General features: G+C 71.9%; 14 protein-coding genes. 3 read left to right on the forward strand and 11 right to left on the reverse strand.

The features are described 5' to 3' along the window. Positions 1-56: 56 nt before the first annotated feature. From secG to uvrC, 9 genes are all read right to left on the reverse strand, one after another. The gene (secG, locus tag ACF061_RS00065) at positions 57-293 is read right to left on the reverse strand and encodes a preprotein translocase subunit SecG (protein WP_392264469.1); all 237 of its coding nucleotides are present in this window, start codon (positions 291-293) and stop codon (positions 57-59) included. Between the two features lie 162 nt (positions 294-455). Further along, complete coding sequence (gene tpiA, locus ACF061_RS00070) at positions 456-1,232, reverse strand: triose-phosphate isomerase (protein ID WP_392264470.1); 777 nt, start codon at positions 1,230-1,232, stop codon at positions 456-458. A gap of 6 nt (positions 1,233-1,238) precedes the next feature. Beyond that, positions 1,239-2,450 carry a phosphoglycerate kinase gene (locus tag ACF061_RS00075; RefSeq protein WP_392264471.1) on the reverse strand — a complete coding sequence of 404 codons (1,212 nt, stop codon included), beginning with the start codon at positions 2,448-2,450 and terminating at the stop codon, positions 1,239-1,241. 186 nt (positions 2,451-2,636) lie between these two features. Then, a complete protein-coding gene (gap, locus tag ACF061_RS00080) occupies positions 2,637-3,644 on the reverse strand; it encodes a type I glyceraldehyde-3-phosphate dehydrogenase (protein ID WP_392264472.1) in 1,008 nt (335 codons plus the stop codon). A gap of 249 nt (positions 3,645-3,893) precedes the next feature. Next, complete coding sequence (locus tag ACF061_RS00085; protein WP_392264473.1) at positions 3,894-6,848, reverse strand: M14 family zinc carboxypeptidase; 2,955 nt, start codon at positions 6,846-6,848, stop codon at positions 3,894-3,896. A gap of 1,065 nt (positions 6,849-7,913) precedes the next feature. Further along, a complete protein-coding gene (gene whiA, locus ACF061_RS00090) occupies positions 7,914-8,903 on the reverse strand; it encodes a DNA-binding protein WhiA (protein WP_392264474.1) in 990 nt (329 codons plus the stop codon). After that, on the reverse strand, positions 8,894-9,961 hold the full coding sequence (gene yvcK, locus ACF061_RS00095; protein ID WP_392264475.1) for a uridine diphosphate-N-acetylglucosamine-binding protein YvcK: 1,068 nt from the start codon (positions 9,959-9,961) through the stop codon (positions 8,894-8,896). Before yvcK ends, whiA begins: the two co-directional genes overlap by 10 nt. Next, complete coding sequence (gene rapZ / locus ACF061_RS00100; RefSeq protein WP_392264476.1) at positions 9,958-10,959, reverse strand: RNase adapter RapZ; 1,002 nt, start codon at positions 10,957-10,959, stop codon at positions 9,958-9,960. The genes yvcK and rapZ overlap by 4 nt, the downstream gene beginning before the upstream one ends. Before the next feature lie 17 nt (positions 10,960-10,976). After that, positions 10,977-13,169, reverse strand: a complete 2,193-nt coding sequence (gene uvrC, locus ACF061_RS00105; protein ID WP_392264477.1) for an excinuclease ABC subunit UvrC — start codon at positions 13,167-13,169, stop codon at positions 10,977-10,979. Positions 13,170-13,538: 369 nt separating this feature from the next. Here uvrC and ACF061_RS00110 point away from each other — a divergent pair, with 369 nt between their 5' ends. Next, on the forward strand, positions 13,539-14,486 hold the full coding sequence (locus ACF061_RS00110; RefSeq protein WP_392264478.1) for a hypothetical protein: 948 nt from the start codon (positions 13,539-13,541) through the stop codon (positions 14,484-14,486). A gap of 33 nt (positions 14,487-14,519) precedes the next feature. Here ACF061_RS00110 and ACF061_RS00115 read toward each other — a convergent pair whose 3' ends face one another. After that, on the reverse strand, positions 14,520-14,942 hold the full coding sequence (locus tag ACF061_RS00115) for a Rieske (2Fe-2S) protein (RefSeq protein ID WP_392264479.1): 423 nt from the start codon (positions 14,940-14,942) through the stop codon (positions 14,520-14,522). A gap of 281 nt (positions 14,943-15,223) precedes the next feature. Between ACF061_RS00115 and ACF061_RS00120 the strand changes: the two genes are divergently transcribed. Beyond that, positions 15,224-16,135: a carbohydrate kinase gene (locus ACF061_RS00120; RefSeq protein ID WP_392264480.1), complete on the forward strand. Its 912-nt coding sequence runs from the start codon at positions 15,224-15,226 to the stop codon at positions 16,133-16,135. 72 nt (positions 16,136-16,207) lie between these two features. Here ACF061_RS00120 and uvrA read toward each other — a convergent pair whose 3' ends face one another. Continuing rightward, entirely contained in the window at positions 16,208-19,219 is a 3,012-nt protein-coding gene (uvrA, locus tag ACF061_RS00125) for an excinuclease ABC subunit UvrA (protein WP_392264481.1), read from the reverse strand. Positions 19,220-19,453: 234 nt separating this feature from the next. Here uvrA and ACF061_RS00130 point away from each other — a divergent pair, with 234 nt between their 5' ends. Then, the gene (locus tag ACF061_RS00130) at positions 19,454-20,140 is read left to right on the forward strand and encodes a maleylpyruvate isomerase family mycothiol-dependent enzyme (RefSeq protein WP_392264482.1); all 687 of its coding nucleotides are present in this window, start codon (positions 19,454-19,456) and stop codon (positions 20,138-20,140) included. Positions 20,141-20,196: the final 56 nt, after the last annotated feature.

Here is a 20,196-nt window from a genome sequence, read left to right on the forward strand (position 1 = left end):
GCCGTTCGTCAGCTGTCCGGCTCAGTCGTCGGCGGGGTGTTCGTCAGCCGTTCGACTCAGCCGTTCGACTTCATGAGGATGCCGAGGACGACGATGCACGCCAGCCACAGCAGACCGATCACCAGGGTGATGCGGTCGAGGTTGCGCTCGGCGACCGAGGAGCCGCCGACGGACGACTGCATGCCGCCACCGAACATGTCGGAGAGGCCGCCGCCCTTCCCCTTGTGCATCAGCACCAGCAGCATCAGCAGCAGGCTGAAGACGATCAGGGCGATCGAGAACCCCAAAACCACGGCTGGACCAACTTCCTCGGATACGGATGGACGACAGGGGCACGGCAGGCGCCACGCGGCTGGGCCGCATGTCGGCACGCTTGCCATGCCCCCGCAAGGGTACGACGGATCGCCGCTACCGCATACTCACAGCTCGGCCCGCCGTCCGGCGTACCGCCGCCGTCACTGCTCGCGGAACCGGACGATCTTGACGAACTCGTCGGCGTCCAGCGAGGCACCGCCGACCAGTGCGCCGTCGATGTCGGCCTGCGACATGATCTCGGCGACGTTGCCCGACTTCACGGAGCCGCCGTACTGGATGCGGACCTTGTCGGCCACCTCCTGGGAGTACAGCTCGGCGATCTTGCCGCGGATGGCGGCGCAGACCTCCTGGGCGTCCTCCGCGCCGCAGACCTTGCCGGTGCCGATGGCCCACACGGGCTCGTAGGCGATCACGACCGTCTCGGCCTGCTCGGCCGTGAGGTCCTTCAGGCCGCCCTCGACCTGGGCGAGCGTGTGGGCGACGTGGTTGCCCGCGTCGCGGACCTCCAGTTCCTCGCCGACGCACAGGATCGGGGTCAGGCCGTGCTTGTAGGCGGCCTTGACCTTGGCGTTCACCAGCTCGTCGGTCTCGTTGTGGTACTGCCGGCGCTCGGAGTGGCCGATCGCCACGTAGGAGCACTTGAGCTTGGCCAGCATCGGGCCGGAGATCTCGCCGGTGAAGGCGCCGGAGTCGTGCTGCGAGATGTCCTGGGCGCCGTACTTGATCTTGAGCTTGTCGCCGTCGACCAGGGTCTGCACCGAGCGCAGGTCGGTGAAGGGCGGCAGGACGGCGACCTCCACGGCGTCGTAGTCCTTGTCGGCCAGGGCGAAGGCGAGCTTCTGGACGTGCGCGATGGCCTCGAGGTGGTTGAGGTTCATCTTCCAGTTGCCCGCCATCAGCGGCGTGCGGGTGGTCATTGAGGTTCAGTCCTCCAGTGCGGCGAGGCCGGGGAGCGTCTTGCCCTCGAGGTATTCGAGGGAGGCGCCGCCGCCGGTCGAGATGTGGCCGAATGCCGACTCGTCGAAGCCCAGCGTACGGACGGCCGCGGCGGAGTCGCCGCCGCCGACGACGGTGAAGCCGTCCGAGTCGACGAGAGCCTGGGCGACGGCCTTGGTGCCCTCGGCGAAGTCGGGGTGCTCGAAGACGCCCATCGGGCCGTTCCAGAACACGGTGGCGGCGTCGGCGAGTTTCGAGGCGTACAGCTCGCGGGTCCCCGGACCGATGTCCAGACCCTCCTGGTCGGCCGGGATGGCGTCCGCGGCGACGGCGGTGGGGTTGGCCGGGGCCTTGGTCCTCAGGTCCGGGAAGTCCGGCGAGACCAGCGCGTCCACCGGCAGGACCAGCTCGACACCGGTCTTCTCGGCCCGCTCCAGGTACTCCTGGACGGCCGGGATCTGGTCCTCCTGGAGCAGGGACTTGCCGACCTCGTACCCCTTGGCCTTGAGGAAGGTGTAGGCCATGCCGCCGCCGATGAGCAGCCGGTCGGCCTTGCCGAGGAGCTGGTCGATGACGGCGAGCTTGTCGGAGACCTTGGCGCCGCCGAGGGCGACGACGTAGGGCCGCTTGAGGTCCTCGGTGAGCTTCTTCAGGACGCCGACCTCGGTGGCGATGAGGTAGCCGGCGTAGTGCGGCAGGCGGCCCGGCAGGTCGTAGACCGAGGCGTGCTTGCGGTGCACCGCGCCGAAGCCGTCGCCGACGTAGATATCCGCGAGGGCGGCGAGGGCGTCGGCGAACTCGCCGCGCTCGGTGTCGTCCTTGGACGTCTCGCCGGGGTTGAAGCGCAGGTTCTCGATGACCGCGACCTGGCCGGGCTGGAGGCCGTTCACGGCGTCGTGGGCGGCGGGGCCGACGGTGTCCTGGGCGAACGCCACGGGTGCGTCCAGCAGTTCGCCGAGGCGCTCGGCGGCGGGCAGCAGCGAGAAGGCGGGGTCCGCGGCGCCCTTGGGGCGGCCCAGGTGCGAGGCCACGACCACCTTGGCGCCCGCCTCGGCGAGGGCCCTGACGGTGGGCAGGACGGCGCGGATGCGGCCGTCGTCGGTGATGACGCCGTCGGACAGCGGCACGTTGAGGTCGGCGCGGACGAAGACCCGCTTGCCGTTCACGCCTTCGGAGAGAAGTTCGTCGATCGTCTTCATGGATGGGACTCCTGGGGAGGGGCTCTTGATCGTACGAGGGCTGATCGATCCGCACGCGAACCGGGGTCGCGCACCGGCACGGGACCGGCGTCGTGGCCCGGCCCGCCGTACGTGCGTCAGGGCCCGGGCGGCGCCGTCGTGCGCTGCCCGAGCCCTGATCTCACATCGAGGTGCCTGCCCTGCCGATCAGAGCTGGTTGCCGACGAAGACCGTCAGGTCGACGAGCCGGTTGGAGTAGCCCCACTCGTTGTCGTACCAACCGATGACCTTCACGTTCTTGCCCTCCTGGACCATGGTCAGGGAGGAGTCGAAGGTGCAGGACGCCGGCGCGTTGACGATGTCGGAGGAGACGATCGGGTCCTCGGTGTACTCGAGGATGCCCTTCAGCTCGCCCTCGGCGGCCTTCTGGAAGGCGGCGTTGATCTCCTCCTTGGTGACCTCGCGGGAGAGCTCGAGGACGAGGTCGGTGACCGAGCCGGTGGGAACCGGGACGCGCATGGCGATGCCGTCCAGCTTGCCCTTGAGCTGCGGCAGCACCAGGGCGGTGGCCTTGGCGGCGCCGGTGGTGGTCGGGATGATGTTCTCGGCGGCGGCACGGGCGCGGCGCAGGTCCTTGTGCGGGAAGTCCAGGATGCGCTGGTCGTTCGTGTACGCGTGCACCGTGGTCATCAGACCCTTGACGATGCCGAAGTTCTCGTCGAGGACCTTCGCCATCGGCGCCACACAGTTGGTGGTGCAGGAGGCGTTGGAGATGACGTGGTGGTTCGCCGGGTCGTACTTGTCCTGGTTGACGCCCATCACGATGGTGACGTCCTCGTTCTTCGCCGGAGCGGAGATGATGACCTTCTTGGCGCCGCCGGCGATGTGCTTCTCGGCGTCTTCCTTCTTGGTGAAGATGCCGGTGGACTCGATGACGATGTCGACGCCCAGCTCGCCCCACGGGATGTCGGCGGGGTTGCGCTCGGAGAGGACCTTGATGGTCTTGCCGTCGACGGTGATGGTGTCCTCGGTGTGCGAGACCTCCTGCTTGAGGCGCCCGAGGATGGTGTCGTACTTCAGCAGGTGAGCGGTGGTCGCGGTGTCACCCAGGTCGTTGACAGCCACGATCTCGATGTCTGCACCCTGCTCCAGCAGCGCGCGGAAGTAGTTACGACCGATGCGGCCAAAGCCGTTGATGCCTACGCGGATCGTCACGAACCGATCTCCTCGTTGGTACGCCGGTTTCGACACCGGCGAGCTGTATTGGGATGTCCCCGACCACCCCCGACCCTACCCCTCACAGGCCCCCGAAGTGACATTCGGCGGCCCCCCGCACGGCACGGCGGTCCGTACCCGTCAGTAGGGGTACGGACCGCTCGCGCCGAGCGTCCGGATCACTCCTTTTCGCTACCTATGTCGGTACCGGGTTGACCGCATTGGTCACTCTTTCGTGAGCACCTCGGCTCACATGTGAAGTGCCGCGATCGCCTTGCCCATCAGGGCCGTCCGCTCGGCCGCCGACGGCAGGTGTTCGAGGCCGAATCCGAGCAGCACGGTACGGTCCGTGGTGACCGCTCCATAGGTCTTGAAGAGGGTCCCGGAGCGGGTCCAGTCCCTGAGCACGGCCGGGCTGCCGGGGGGCGGTCCGGACACGGTCCAGGGGCCCAGCGACGTCTCGAACCCCTCGGTGTCCCGTGCCGTGCCGCCGACCACGAGCGAGGCGTCGTCGGCGAGGACGCCGTGGCCGCCGGCGCCCGGGTCGGTGACGTAGGCGAGGGAGACCTCCACCGTCCTGCCGGCGTACGCGCTCAGGTCGAAGTCCGCCCGCTGCCAGCCGCCGGAGGACCCGGTGAAGGCGTTCCACGCCCCGCTGGTGCCGTGCGGCTCGCAGCCGCCCGGTCCGAGCGTCAGATAGTGCCTGAGCCACGGGTGCTCGTCGACCAGGAACCCGGCACCGCAGTCGGCGGGCACCGCCGCGCCGGACCGGCCGCCCGCCTCCGGCAGCGTCGTCCAGTCGTCCGCGCCGGCGGTGCGGATCTCCAGCAGCGCGTGGTCGTAGCCGGGCTCGGTGTCCCACAGGAGCCGGGTGCTGAGCGTGGGTCTGTCGGCCGCGGCGACCCGGGTGAGGTCGATGGTGCGGGTGAGGCGTTTGTAGGCGTCGTCGGTGTGCACGGCGGCGGCCATGTAGGCGCCCGTGTAGGGGCCGTACGGATTGACGGCCCCGGCGAACTGCCCGGCGCCCGCGCTCGCGAACCGCGGGTGGTCCGCGACCGGCAGCTCGTCCGAGGTCACCCCGTAGGCGCCCGCCTGGCCCAGCGGGGCGCCCGGTGCGTCGCCGAGCGCGCCGGTGAACCCGGACAGCTTCCCCGAACCGGTGAACCCGGTGACGCCCCGGGTCGGCGTACGCGAGTAGGCGCCCAGGTAGTACTGGCTGAAGTCGTCGGAGAGGGTGCCGCCGCCGAGGTCGACGCTGCCGCCGGCCCGCTCCCCCGCCTCGATCAGCCTGCCGCCCTCGTTCAGGTAGGCGCGCAGCTGGAGCTGGGTGGCGTTGCCCGGGCCGCCGGCGCCCGAGTAGTGGACGACCGTCCGGAAGTGCTTCAGCACCCCGAGCGCGTCCGGAGCGCCCTGCGCGGCGACGTCCCAGACGACCGCGCGGCGCCCGTTCGCCCCCAGCGCGTCCACGTACGTGCGCGCCTGCGTGGCGCTCGTGCCCTCCTCGGCGACCACGAGGGTGTCGGCCCGCGGCCGGCGCGCCACCGTGTAGGTGAAGTGCCCGCTCGACGTCTTCCCGCCGCCGCTCGCCCGGCCGGTGAACCACACCTCGACCTCGTCGCCCGGGTTCGCGCCCTCGACCCGGGCCCGGTACTCGTCGAAGTAGAGGTGGTCCGATCCGCCGTAGGTCGTGCCGCCCTTGAAGGCACGCAGCGTCGCCTCGTGCGTACGGCCGCCGTTGACGCGGTAACGGAGCTCCTTGTCCCGCACGGACTTGCGCACGACGACCGACACCTCCTGGCCGGCTCCGCGCGCGTACGACGTCGGGAAGGCGGCCGGGGTGAAGTCGGGGGCGCTCAGGCCGACCGGGGAACTCGGCCGGTCGGGGTGGGCGGCGGTCTCGGCGACGGAGAGCGCGAACGGGACGTTCTTCTCGAACTCCTGCTCGATCAACTTCTCGTCGTCAGGGAAGTTGAAGACGGAACGGCAGTCGGCCGCCTTCCAGGCGTCGTCCGGGTCCGCGTCGGAGGCGGTCTGACAGGTCGACATCTCCGGGGTGAACATCGCCATCCCGTTGACGTTTCCGGCGTGGCCGTCCGCCTCGCCGTTGGTGGTGTACAGCTCGGAGGAGACCTGCGAGTGGTAGCCCGGCACGGCGGGCTTGTCCGGGGTGCCGGCGAGCGCCCTGTAGAGGACGTCGTCCGGGGTCGGGGTGGCCACCTGCCAGCCGACGCCGTAGAGGAGCAGTTCGGCGGCGGAGTGGTAGTTGATGCCGTAGCGGAAGCGGACGCGCTTCTCGAACCGGTCGAGCGCCTGTGTCTCGGGCTCGGAGGCCGGGGCCCCGCCGCGGTAGGTCTCACTGGTGGGGTTGGGCGACGAACCCTCGTCGTCGTAGCCCCACTTGTAGGGGAAGTTGCGGTTGAGGTCGACGCCGTCACCGGTGGAGACGACGCCGTCGCCGTTGACGTCCCGCATGTTCTTGCGCCACAGACGGGTCGTGGGGTCCTTGAAGGTGTAGTCGTACCCGTCGGGGTTGGCGGAGAGCACGAACCACAGTTCGGTGGTGTCGACGATCTTCCTGACCCGCTTGTCGGTGTCGTAGTGGTCCAGGTAGTGGTGCATCAGCCGGCGGGTCGTCTCCGGTGTGATCCACTCGCGCGCGTGCTGGTTGGACATGTACAGCACGGCGGGCCTGGAACCGTCCTTCACGCGCCTCGCGTTCGTCGTGAGCTTGAGCGCGAGGATGTCCTGCCCCCGGACGGTCCTGCCGATGGAGACGACCTTGGTGAGGCCGGGGTGCTCCTGCCCGGTCCGCAGGATTTCCTCCTTGAGGCCGCCCGCGCCGCTGTAGGGCCGGAACACGCCCTGCGAAGCGCTCTTCACCCTGGTGGTGGCGCCGGTCGTGAGCGTGCGCTCGGTGAGCCGGACGCCCTGTTTCCGGAGACTCGCGGCCTGTGCTCCGGTGAGGTAGAGCTCGACGGCGGTCCGGCCCCCGCCGGTCACCCGGTCGCCGAGTTCGTGGCCGTCCTGGCCTGCCTTCAGGAGCAGGGGTACCTGCTGTTCGGTGACATCGGCGCGGAAGACCCTCACCTCGTCCGGATCCGGTCCGGGTGAACTCCCGCTCTGCGCCTGTGCGACGGGCGCCAGGCCCGCGCCGCCGAGCAGGAGCGCGCCGACAGCGAGGATCGATCTCGCTCTGTGTCTCATGAAACCCCCTGGCGGTGGTCCGCCACAGCGGCGAACGGCTGCCAGGTTCATGTCACTTCTTGATCGAGTCAAGGGTGCCTCAAAGACAGGGAAACACCGGTGCTCGCGGCCTCGTACGACTTCGGGCACCGGCGTGTCGGCCAAGGGGGAAGGTGGGGACGCGGAGGGAGCGCGGAAGGGGCGGTAGCGGGTGGAGGAGAGCTCCGGCCGCCGCTGGGCGGCGGTGCCGTGGGTGCGGCGGCGCTGTGGGTGCGGCGGGGCTGTCGGGGTGGAGCCGTGTGGGGCGGTGCCGTCGGGGCGACTCCGTGGGGGCGGCGGTTCGGCGGAGTCGTAGCGTGCCGCGGTGCGGTGCGGTGACTCGGTGGCGGCGCCAGAGTACGGGCGTCGCCACCGACCGGGCGGCCGCGGCACGCACGCCACGGCCGGTACCGCGCGGACGGCGTACGGCGTCCGACGAGCGGCGTACGGCAAGTGGTGGACGGGCGTACGACATGCCGACCGAGGCGTACGGCGCGGGGCGCGCGGGCGGAGGCACGGGGCTTGCGGGCGCGCGCGGTACGGCGTACGGCTCATGGCGTACGGGCGAACCGGCGAACGACGTACGGCTGAAGGGTGCGGGGGGAGGGCCGGCCGATTGTGGCGGGGTGAAGGGCGTGCGGGTGAAGGGCCGGCCGACTGTGGCGGTGGGCGGGACACCCCCGCCCTGCGGCCGGGGTCCGGCGACGGCCGGTGGGCCCGCCGGACAAGGGCCCCGGGGGTCCGGCCGAGCAGGCTCTCGGCGCGCGTCGTCGGCAGCCGGACGGACCGACGACCGCGAGAAGGCCCGACGCCCCTACCGGCCCCGGAACGCGGAAACCCGCGATCACCCGGCCCGACAAGCCCTGAGCATCGTCGGCAGCCGGACGGACCGACGACCGCGAAGGAGCCGGCACCCCGGCAGCCCACGAACTGCGGAAGAGCCCGCGCTCACTCAGGCGGACGCGCCGGAGTGCGCACCGGCCCCGACCGGCGCCGTGGGAGCGGCGACACGCGCTCCCCGCTCCCGTCCGCCCGCGGGTGTTCGGGTCAGCCCGCGAGGTTGTCCGCCAGTTCCTCGGAGAGGTTGGCCTCGGTGCTCGGGATCCCCAGGTCGGCGGCGCGCTTGTCGGCCATCGCCAGCAGCCGGCGGATACGGCCGGCGACGGCGTCCTTGGTGAGCGGCGGGTCGGCGAGCGCGCCCAGCTCCTCCAGGGACGCCTGCTTGTGCTCCATGCGCAGGCGTCCCGCGGCGGCCAGGTGCTCGGGCACGTCGTCGGCCAGGATCTCCAGGGCGCGCTGGACCCGGGCGCCCGCGGCGACGGCGGCGCGTGCCGAGCGGCGCAGGTTGGCGTCGTCGAAGTTGGCCAGCCGGTTGGCCGTGGCGCGGACCTCGCGGCGCATCCGACGCTCCTCCCAGGCCAGCACGGACTCATGGGCGCCGAGGCGGGTCAACAGCGCGCCGATGGCGTCACCGTCGCGGACGACGACCCGGTCCACCCCGCGCACCTCGCGGGCCTTCGCGGCGATGGACAGCCGACGGGCGGCGCCGACGAGGGCGAGTGCCGCCTCCGGACCGGGGCAGGTCACCTCCAGCGACGAGGAACGGCCCGGCTCGGTGAGCGAGCCGTGCGCCAGGAAGGCTCCGCGCCAAGCGGCCTCGGCGTCGCAGGTGGCCCCCGAGACCACCTGCGGCGGCAGGCCCCGGATCGGCCGGCCCCGGCCGTCGACGAGCCCGGTCTGGCGGGCCAGCTGATCGCCGCCCGCGACGACGCGCACCACGTAGCGCGAGCCCCGGCGCAGTCCGCCCGGGGCCATCACGATCAGTTCGGAGCTGTGCCCGAAGATCTCCAGGATGTCCCGCTTCAGGCGTCTGGCCGCCATCGCGGTGTCCAGTTCCGCCTCGATCACGATGCGCCCGCTGACCAGGTGGAGGCCGCCGGCGAACCGCAGGATGGCGGAGACCTCCGCCTTCCTGCAGCAGGTCCGGGTGACGGGGAGCCGGGAGATCTCGTCCTTCACCGCTGCCGTCATCGCCATGGGCCGATCCTTCCATGCATCCGAAAAATACGGTCGTACGCGGCGGCCAGCTGCTCCGGGTCGTGCCGCGGAGTTCCGTCCCTCCGGGCCACCGGTGCGAGCTCGACCGCGGCGCCGAACCGCTTGGCGGCCTCGGTGAGCACTTCGCGGTCGGGCACGGCGGCCTCGTCGGCCAGCACCACGTCCAGGGCGAGTTTAGGGGCGTGTCGTCCCAAAACCTCCAAATGACGCTGCGGTGAGAAGCCGTCCGTTTCTCCCGGCTGCGGAACGAGGTTCAGGGAGAGTACCCGGCGCGCCTTGGTCTCGGTGAGCGCGTCCAGGAGCTCGGGCACCAGCAGGTGCGGGATGACCGAGGAGAACCAGGAGCCGGGGCCGAGCACCACCCAGTCCGCGTCCAGGACCGCCGCGACGGCCTCGGGCACGGCGGGCGGGTCGTGCGGGACGAGGTGCACGGACTGCACCTCGCCGGGGGTGAGCGCGACGGTCGCCTGGCCCCGGACGGTGTCGACGTCGTCGGGCCGGTCCGGGTCGTGCCCCTTGACCAGTGCCTGGAGCTCCAGGGGCACGGCGGACATGGGCAGCACCCGTCCGTGCGCGCCCAGCAGCTTGCCGACCAGGTCCAGTGCCTGGACGTGATCGCCCAGCTGCTCCCACAGGGCGACGATCAGCAGGTTGCCGACCGCGTGGTCGTGCAGGTCGCCCTGCGAGGCGAAGCGGTGCTGGATGACGCGAGCCCAGGTCTGGCCCCAGTCGTCGTCACCGCACAGCGCCGCCAGCGCCTTGCGCAGGTCGCCGGGCGGCAGGACGCCCAGTTCGTCGCGCAGGCGCCCGCTGGAGCCCCCGTCGTCGGCCACGGTGACGACGGCGGTGAGGTCGCCGGTGATGCGGCGCAGTGCGGCGAGCGAGGCGGACAGGCCCATGCCGCCGCCGAGGGCGACCACCTTGGGCTGGGCGCCCCGGCGGCGCGGCCGGGCGCCGCGGGCCTCCACGGGCCGGTCCGCGCGTCCCTCGGGCACCGCACGGCGCAGCCTGCCCAGCCGCAGAGTACGTCCGGTCACTCGCGCCCCATGTCCCGGTGGACGACGACGGTCTCCACGCCCTCGGCCGCGAGCCGTGCGGCGAGCTTCTCCGACATGGCCACCGAGCGGTGCTTGCCGCCCGTGCAGCCGATGGCGATGGTCACGTAGCGCTTGCCCTCGCGGCGGTACCCGGCCGCGACGAGCCGGAGCAGCTCGGCGTAGCGGTCCAGGAACTCCTTGGCGCCGGGCTGGTTGAAGACGTACGCGGCGACCTCCTCGTTGAGGCCGGTGTACGGGCGCAGCTCCGGGACCCAGTGCGGGTTGGGCAGGAACCGCATGTCCGCGACGAGGTCGGCGTCGACCGGGAGGCCGTACTTGAAGCCGAAGGACATCACCGTGGCCCGCAGCTCGGGCTCCTCCTCGCCGGCGAACTGGGCGTCCATCTTGGCGCGCAGCTCGTGCACGTTGAGGCTGGAGGTGTCGATGACGAGGTCGGCGTCGCCGCGCAGCTCGCGCAGCAGTTCGCGCTCGGCGGCGATGCCGTCGACGATGCGGCCGTCGCCCTGGAGGGGGTGCGGGCGGCGCACCGACTCGAAGCGGCGCACCAGGGCGTCGTCGGAGGACTCCAGGAAGACGATGCGCCGGGTGACGTGCTTGGCCTCCAGGTCCGCCAGGGACTCGCGCAGGTTGTCGAAGAAGCGCCGGCCGCGGACGTCCACGACGACCGCGATGCGCGCGACATTGCCCTGCGAACGGGCGCCGAGCTCCACCATGGTGGGGATCAGCGCGGGCGGCAGGTTGTCGACGACGAACCAGCCGAGGTCCTCCAGACACTTGGCGGCCGTGGACCGGCCGGCTCCCGACATGCCGGAGATGATCACCAGCTCGGGAATGGCCGCGTCGGGGACGCCGGCCGTGTCGATGCCCGTACTCACCTGTGCTCCGTACTCCTGGACCGCGTGCTGCCGCTGGTCCTCGTGTGTTTCCTCGTGAGCCTGATCTCGTCCCGCTGTGGGCCGTGTCTCGTGCTCGGTCATCTTTCCTGCCCCCGTCGTCACTCGTCCGGGGCGCCCGTGGGCACGGGCTCCCCCGCGACGTCCCGCGTCGTCTCCGACGACGGGTCCGCCGCGTCTTCCATGATCTCTCCGGTCGCCGTGTTCACGGCGGGTGCGGCCGGGGCCGCCTGGGCGAGGGCCGCGGCGATGGTCTCGGCCGTCTTGCGGCCTATGCCGGGCACCTCGCGGATCTGGTCGATCGTGGCGGACCGGAGCTTCTTCACCGAGCCGAAGTGCTTGATCAGAGCCCGCTTGCGGGTCTCGCCCAGGCCCGGCACGTCGTCCAGGGGGCCGGCGCGGAACCGCTTGGCCCGCTTGGTGCGCTGGTAGGTGATGGCGAAGCGGTGGGCCTCGTCGCGGACGCGCTGGAGCAGGTAAAGCCCCTCGCTGGTGCGGGGCAGGACCACCGGGTCGTCCTCGCCGGGCAGCCAGACCTCCTCCAGTCGCTTGGCCAGGCCGCAGACGGCGATGTCGTCGATGCCGAGTTCGTCCAGCGCCCGCCGCGCGGCGGCGACCTGCGGCTGCCCGCCGTCGACGACGACGAGCTGCGGCGGGTAGGCGAAGCGCTTGGGCCGTCCGTCGTCCTCGGTGAACGGCGGTCCGTCGGCCCCGTCGGCCGTGCCCGGCCCGCCGGTCCCGCCCGCGGAGGAGCCGTCGGCGGTGGCGCCGGGGGCGACGGCCGTGCCGAGGGGCACGGCGCTCTCGGCGGTCGGCACCGCCGTCCCGTCCGCCGGGAGCGCCGTCCCGGCGGCGTCGGCGGTCTCCTCGCCGTCGGCCCACTCGCCGGTCCGTTCCTTCTCGGCGAGGTAGCGGCGGAAGCGGCGGGTGATCACCTCGTGCATGGAGCGGACGTCGTCCTGACCCTGGAAGCCCCTGATCTGGAAACGGCGGTACTCGCTCTTGCGCTGCAGGCCGTCCTCGAAGACGACCATGGAGGCCACCACGTCGTCGCCCTGGAGGTGCGAGATGTCGTAGCACTCGATCCGCAGCGGGGCGCTGTCCAGGCCGAGTGCCTCGGCGATCTCCTCCAGGGCCCGGGAGCGGGTGGTCAGGTCGGAGGCGCGCCTGGTCTTGTGCAGGACGAGCGCCTGCTGGGCGTTGCGCTGCACGGTCTCCATGAGGGCCTTCTTGTCGCCGCGCTGCGGGATGCGCAGCGAGACGCCCGAGCCGCGGCGGTCGGTGAGCCACTGCTGGACCGGCTCGACCGGCTCGGGCAGGGCCGGGACGAGGACCTCCTTGGGGACGGCGTCCCCGCTCTCCTCGCCGTACAGCTGCTGCAGGGCGTGCTCGACGAGGGCGCCGGTGGTGACCTCCTCGACCTTGTCGGTCACCCAGCCACGCTGGCCGCGCACGCGCCCGCCGCGCACGTGGAAGATCTGCACGGCGGCCTCGAGTTCGTCCTCGGCGACGGCGACGAGGTCGGCGTCGGTCGCGTCGGCGAGCACGACCGCGTTCTTCTCCATGGCCTTCTTCAGGGCCTCGACGTCGTCGCGCAGGCGGGCGGCCCGCTCGTACTCCATCTCCTCGGCCGCCCGCATCATCCGCTCCTCCAGGCGGCGCAGGTACGCGCCCGTGCGGCCGGCCATGAAGTCGCTGAACTCCTCGGCCAGTTCGCGGTGGTCCTCGGCGCTGATCCGGCCCACGCAGGGCGCCGAGCACTTGCCGATGTAGCCGAGCAGGCAGGGGCGGCCGGTGCGGGCGGCGTTCTTGAAGACGCCGGCCGAGCAGGTGCGCACCGGGAAGACGCGCAGCAGCAGGTCGACGGTGTCGCGGATGGCCCACGCGTGCGCGTACGGCCCGAAGTAGCGCACGCCCTTCTTCTTGTGGCCGCGCATCACCTGTACGCGCGGGAACTCCTCGTTCATCGTGACCGCGAGGTACGGGTAGCTCTTGTCGTCGCGGTACTTGACGTTGAACCGGGGGTCGTACTCCTTGATCCAGGAGTACTCCAGCTGAAGCGCCTCGACCTCCGTCGACACCACCGTCCACTCCACGGACGCGGCCGTGGTGACCATGGTGCGGGTGCGCGGGTGCAGGTTCGCCAGGTCCTGGAAGTAGTTCGCCAGGCGCTGGCGCAGGCTCTTCGCCTTTCCGACGTAGATCACCCGGCGGTGCTCGTCGCGGAACCTGTAGACCCCGGGAGAGTCCGGGATGTCTCCCGGCTTGGGGCGGTAGCTGGAGGGGTCGGCCATGTCTCACACCCTACTGGCGGGGGCCGACAGCGCGGCGATCCTGTGGACAACGCGGGCGGCGGCGCCACCGACGGCCCGACTGGTGTACGACTACCTGCTGTGACCGGCGTTCTTCGCCCGGTGCGCGCCCGCGGCCCTGGGCGCCCCGGGTCGTCCGCCCCGGGGGTGCGGACTCGGCCAGGAGTGCGCGCCATCGGGTCACAGGTGTTGTCGGGGCCTGGTCGACACGCTTCAATGCGTGGGAAGTCGGGGCCGGGAACGACGGCGTACGGATGTGAAGAGGCCCTCCGCCCGCACCACAGGTGCGTCCCGGCGACGCGCGTGAACCGGCCCGACCGGCCGCCCGCACCTTCACAGAGAGGCCCGTGCATGCCGTACGCCCCAGAGCAGGCGGACGTCGCCACCGCGGAACTGGACGCGGCCCTGCGGGGCGGCCCCTTCCACGTGGCGCTGCGCGCCGCGATCGCCGCCCGCGGGCTGCCGTTGCAGCGCGTGCAGCACCATCTGTCGCGCCACGGGGTCAGGGTCGGGGTCACGAGTCTGAGCTACTGGCAGCAGGGTGCCCGGCGCCCGCAGCGTCCGGAGTCTCTGCGGGCGGTCCGTGCCCTGGAGGAGATACTCCGGCTGCCGGAGGAGTCGCTGATCCGCCTGCTGGCCGAGGCCGGGGAGCCCACGGCCGACCGCCGGCCCGCCGCCCGCTCCTACCGGTCGCTGGTCGAGGCGTCGGACGTGCTGCGGCGGCTGCTGGCCCAGCTGGACGCCCCGCCCGACGGCGGGCTGCAGACGCTCGGGCACCACGAGCGGGTACGGGTCGGGGCGCGCCGCGAACTGTCCGGACGCGAGTCGCACCACATCGTGCGCGCCCACCGGGACGGTGTGGACCGCTTCGTGGCCGTCCACCACGGCGACCCGGGGTGCGTGCCGGAGCGGATGGCCGTGCACGCGCTGGAGAACTGCCGCGCCGGGCGGGTGCGGTGGCACCACGACACGGGGGTGCTCGTGGCCGAGCTGCTGTTCGACACCCGGCTGCGGGCGGGGGACACGTTCCTCTTCCGGTACGCGGTCGAGGACGGCACGGCCGGTGTGGCGCGCGAGTACGTCCGGGGGGCCGACACGGCGGGCGGGCAGTACGCCCTGCAGGTGCGGTTCGACGCGGGCGCCCTGCCGGTGCGCTGCCACCGGTTCACCCAGCAGTCGGCGGCGGCCCCGCGCGCCGGCCGGCGGGAGCTGCCGGTGAGCGAACGGCACCGCTCGGTCCATCTGGTCGAGCCGCGGCTGCGGCCGGGGATCGTGGGGATCGGCTGGGACTGGGAGTAGCGGCCGGTCACCGCGGGGGCGCGCGGGCTGGAATCAGGCGCCGGGCCCCGCCACGATCTTGCCGCCCTCCGCCCGGACCGGAAGCTCGGCCAGCGGTTCCGTGGCCGGGGACCGCACCACCTTGCCGGTGGTGGCGTCGAACTCACTGCCGTGACACGGGCAGACCAGAGTCGTGCCGCGCAGCTTGTTGATGGCGCACCCGGCGTGCGTGCAGATCGTGCCGTACGCCTTCAGGGCTCCGTTCGTGTCCCTGCTGACGACCACGTTGTGGTCCCGGTACAGCTTGGCCCCGCCCTCGGGTACCTCGCTCTCGGCGCCGAGGTCGACCGGGGCCGTCGGGGTCGCGGGGGTCGAGGCGCCGCCCGGTCCGCAGGCGGCGATCCCGAACCCGGCGACGGGCGTGAGGGCCGCTCCTCGAAGGATCGTTCGACGGCTCGTGGGGGGACGGCCGGGCATGAGGAGCTCCACTGGTCTGGCGTGCTTGACATTCCGACGATACCCACCACGCCCACCGCGCCCTCCGCGGGGTCGCCCCGGCTCCTGAGCCGGGGCGGGGCACCCCGTCCGCCGTGCCGTGCCGAAGGCCCCTCGCCGTGCGGGTGCGGGCCGGTTCCGCCGCGGTGGGTGGGCCCGCCTCGCGGCGGCGGGCCGGGTCGCCGTACGGTGCGACTGCCCCGTGGCGTCGTCCGCCGCACGTCCCGCGGTCGCCCCGCGCATCCGGAGAAAGGAACCCACTCGTGATCGTCGTCGCCGGTGAGGCCCTGATCGACCTGGTTCCTCGGGGCACGGGCGCCCTCGCGGACCTCAAGCCGGCGCTCGGCGGCGGCCCCTACAACACCGCCGTCGCGCTCGGCCGCCTCGGCTCCCCCACGGCGTTCTGCTCGCGCACCTCGTACGACGCCTTCGGCCGGGCGCTGCTCGACGGGCTGCGGCGGGCCGGAGTGGACGTCTCCGGGGTGCAGCGCGGTGACGAGCCGACCACGCTGGCGGTCGCGACGGTCGGCGCCGACGGCTCGGCCGCCTACTCGTTCTACGTCGAGGGCACCGCCGACCGGCTGTTCACGGCGCCGGCCGCGCTGCCCCCGGGCACCCGCGCGGTGTCCTTCGGCACCTGCTCACTGGTGCTGGAGCCGGGCGCGAGCGCCTACGAGGAGCTGATGCGGACCGCCGCCGCCGAAGGGGTGTTCACCGCGCTGGACCCGAACATCCGGGCCGGGCTGATCCCGGACCCGGACGCCTACCGGGTCCGCTTCCGCGGCTGGCTTCCCTCGGTGTCGCTGCTGAAGCTCTCCGAGGAGGACGCGCGGTGGCTGGGCGGCACACCGCGCGAGTGGCTGGCGGCCGGGCCCTCGGCCGTCGTGATCACCCACGGGGGCGACGGGCTCACCGCGTACACCAGGGAAGGCGCGGAGCATTCCGTGCCGGGTGAGAAGGTCGAGGTCGTCGACACGATCGGCGCGGGCGACACGGTGAACGCGGCCCTGCTGCACGGGCTGGCCGCCCGCGACGCGCTCTCCCCGCAGGGCCTCGCCGCGCTGGACGCCACGGGCTGGGTCCGGCTGCTGCGGTTCGCGGCCCGCGCGGCGGCGATCACCTGTTCCCGCGCGGGCGCGGAGCCGCCGTACGCCTCGGAGGTGGGCGAGCCGTAGCCGCTGGGGAGATACGGGCCGGCGCCCCGCGGGAGAAGGTCCCACGGGGCGCCGGTTCCGGAAAGCGGTGGCTCAGGCCTTGCGGGCCCGCGCCGTCTTCTTCGCGGGCGTCGCCTTCTTGCTCGCCGTGTTGTTGGCGGTCCTGGCCGTGGCGGTCCTCCGGCCGGTCGCCGAGGCAGCCGCCACCGCCTTCCTGGCGGCGGCCTTGCGCGGGGCCTTCACCGGCTCGGCGTCGCTGATCCGGTCGGCGTCCAGGATCTCCCGCAGGAACTTGCCCGTGTGGCTGGCCGGGACGGCGGCGACCTGCTCGGGGGTGCCCTCGGCGACGACCAGACCGCCGCCCGCGCCGCCCTCCGGGCCCATGTCGACGATCCAGTCCGCGGTCTTGATCACGTCGAGGTTGTGCTCGATGACGATGACCGTGTTGCCCTTCTCGACCAGGCCGGACAGGACCTTCAGCAGCTTGCTGATGTCCTCGAAGTGCAGACCGGTGGTCGGCTCGTCCAGGACGTAGACCGTGCGCCCGGTGGAGCGGCGCTGCAGCTCGCTGGCGAGCTTGACGCGCTGCGCCTCACCGCCGGACAGCGTGGTCGCGGACTGGCCGAGGCGGACGTAGCCCAGGCCGACGTCCTTGAGGGTCCTGAGGTGGCGGGAGATCGCCGGAACCGCCTCGAAGAAGTCGGTGGCCTCCTCGATCGGCATGTTCAGCACGTCGGCGATGGACTTGCCCTTGTAGTGGACCTCCAGGGTCTCCCGGTTGTACCGGGCGCCGTGGCAGACCTCGCACGGGACGTAGACGTCCGGGAGGAAGTTCATCTCGATCTTGATCGTGCCGTCGCCCGCGCAGTTCTCGCAGCGGCCGCCCTTGACGTTGAAGGAGAAGCGGCCGGGCAGGTAGCCGCGGACCTTCGCCTCGGTGGTCTCGGCGAACAGCTTGCGGATGTGGTCGAAGACGCCCGTGTACGTCGCCGGGTTGGACCGCGGGGTGCGGCCGATGGGCGACTGGTCGACGTGCACCACCTTGTCGACGAGGTCGTCGCCGTCCACACGGGTGTGCCGCCCCGGCACGTTGCGCGCGCCGTTCAGCTCGCGGGCCAGGTGCGTGTAGAGGATGTCGTTGACCAGCGTCGACTTGCCGGATCCGGACACGCCGGTGACGGCGGTGAAGACGCCCAGCGGGAAGGACACGTCGATGTCCTTGAGGTTGTTCTCGCGGGCGCCGTGCACGGTGAGCTGCCGGGACGGGTCGAGCGGGCGCCGGACGTCCGGCAGCGGGATCGACTTCCGGCCGGACAGGTACTGGCCGGTCTGCGACTCGGTGTTGGCGAGCAGCTCCTTCAGGGAGCCGCTGTGCACGACCTTGCCGCCGTGCTCGCCCGCGCCGGGGCCGATGTCGACGATCCAGTCGGCGACCTTGATGGTGTCCTCGTCGTGCTCGACGACGATGAGCGTGTTGCCCATGTCGCGCAGCCGCACCAGGGTCTCGATCAGCCGGTGGTTGTCCCGCTGGTGCAGGCCGATGGAGGGCTCGTCGAGGACGTACAGGACGCCGACGAGGCCGGAGCCGATCTGGGTGGCCAGGCGGATGCGCTGGGCCTCGCCGCCGGAGAGGGTGCCGGCCGCGCGGTTCAGCGACAGGTAGTCCAGGCCGACGTCGACCAGGAACCGCAGCCGCTCGTTGACCTCCTTGAGGACCCGCTCGGCGATCTTCTTGTCGCGGGCGGTGAGCTTCAGCTCGCCGAGGAAGTCCGCGCAGTCGCTGATCGACATCGCGGAGACCTCGGCGATGGACTTGTCCATGATCGTGACGGCGAGGACGACCGGCTTGAGGCGGGTGCCCTGGCAGCCGGGACAGGGCACTTCGCGCATGTAGCCCTCGAAGCGCTCGCGGCTGGCGTCGCTCTCCGCCTCGCTGTGCCGGCGCTTGACGAAGTTGACGGCGCCCTCGAAGGAGGCCATGTAGACGCGCTCGCGTCCGTACCGGTTGCGGTAGCGGATCTCGATCTGCGTCTTGTGGCCGTACAGCAGGGCCTTGCGGGCGCGCTGCGGCAGGCCGGCGAAGGGGATGTCGGTGCGGAAACCGAGGGCCGCGGCGAGGGCGTTGATCTGCCGGTCGAAGTAGTCCTTGGTGTGCCCGTGCGACCAGGGGTGGATCGCACCCTCGTCGAGGGTCTTGTCCGGGTCCGGGACGATCAGCTCCGGGTCGACCTCCATGCGCGTGCCGATGCCGGTGCACTCGGGGCAGGCGCCGAAGGGCGAGTTGAAGGAGAACGAGCGGGGCTCCATCTCCTCGAAGGACAGGTCGTCGTACGGGCAGTACAGGTGCTCGGAGTACATGCGCTCGCGCTCGGGGTCGTCCTCGGGGAGGTCGACGAAGTCGAGCACGACCATGCCGCCGGACAGGCCGAGGGCGGTCTCGACGGAGTCGGTGAGCCGACGCTTGGCGGAGTCCTTCACCGTGAGGCGGTCGACGACCACCTCGATGGTGTGCTTCTCCTGCTTCTTCAGCGTGGGCGGACTGGACAGCTGGACGGTCTCGCCGTCCACGCGCGCACGGGAGTAGCCCTTGGTCTGGAGATCGGCGAACAGGTCGACGAACTCTCCCTTGCGCTCGCGCACCAGCGGCGAGAGCACCTGGAACCGGCTGCCCTCGGGCAGTTCGAGGACCCTGTCCACGATGGCCTGCGGCGACTGGCGCGAGATCGGCCGGCCGCACTCGGGACAGTGCGGCTTGCCGATGCGGGCGAAGAGCAGGCGCAGGTAGTCGTAGACCTCGGTGATGGTGCCGACCGTGGAGCGCGGGTTGCGCGAGGTCGACTTCTGGTCGATGGAGACCGCCGGGGAGAGTCCTTCGATGAAGTCGACGTCCGGCTTGTCCATCTGCCCGAGGAACTGCCGGGCATAGGAGGAGAGCGACTCCACGTAGCGCCGCTGGCCCTCGGCGAAGATGGTGTCGAAGGCCAGGGAGGACTTGCCCGACCCGGACAGGCCCGTGAAGACGATGAGCGAGTCCCGAGGCAGGTCGAGCGAGACGTTCTTCAGGTTGTGCTCGCGCGCGCCACGGACGATGAGACGGTCGGCCACGCCGGTCCGCACCTTTCTTGAGAGAAGTGACAGGGGCGGGGCCCCCGTCGTTCTTCAGACTAGGGGGAGCCACTGACAACGCCGGGTGGGATTCCCGGATCCGCCCGGTTGCACAACAATCCCCGGCTCTCCAGCATGCCCGACGCCACGTCCGACCTTATAGCACGTACATTCGATTTATGGCCCAGGTCGGCCGCCTTCACCCGAAGGTGTGGCGGGGCTAGGGTCGGCGCCATGATGGATCACGTGCGCGACCTGCGGTCTGTACACCTCGCCACCGAACGACTGCTCACCGCGGTCGCCGAACTGGACAACGCCGCTGTGACCGACCAGTCACGGCTGCCCGGCTGGACCCGCGGTCACGTCCTCGCCCATGTCGCCCGCAACGCGGACGCGCTCGTGAACGTCCTCCAGGGGCGTCCCATGTACGTCTCCGGCGCGGCCCGCGACGCGGACATCGAGCGGGACGCCCCGCGCCCCCTCGACGCCCAGCTCGCCGACGTGCGGGCCAGTGCGGCCCGGTTCGACGAGGCCGGGGCCGCGCCGGCCGACTGGTCGCGCACCGTGGAGCTGCGCAACGGGGTCACCGACTCCGCCTCGCGGGTGCCCTTCCGGCGCTGGGTGGAGATCGAGCTGCACCATGTGGACCTCGGGATCGGATACGAGCTGGAGGATCTCCCGGAGGAGTTCACGGAACGGGAGATCGACTTCCTCGCCCAGCGGTTCACCGGCGCCCCCGACGTGCCGCCGGTCCGGCTGACGGACGGCACCCGCGCGTGGCGCACGGGCCGGGAGGCCGCCGAGCCCGCGATCACCGTCACGGGCGGCCCGGCGGACCTGCTCGGCTGGCTCGCCGGCCGCCGGGACGGCTCCGCGCTCTCGGCGGCCGGCGGCCCGCTGCCGTCGCTGCCCGCGCTCTAGCGCGCCAGCGCCGCCGCGGTGCGCGGGCGGGCCCCGGAGCGGCTCCGCGGCGATAG

Origin of the sequence: Streptomyces sp. NPDC015220 (genome assembly GCF_043079345.1) — a bacterium.
GTDB lineage: Bacteria > Actinomycetota > Actinomycetes > Streptomycetales > Streptomycetaceae > Streptomyces.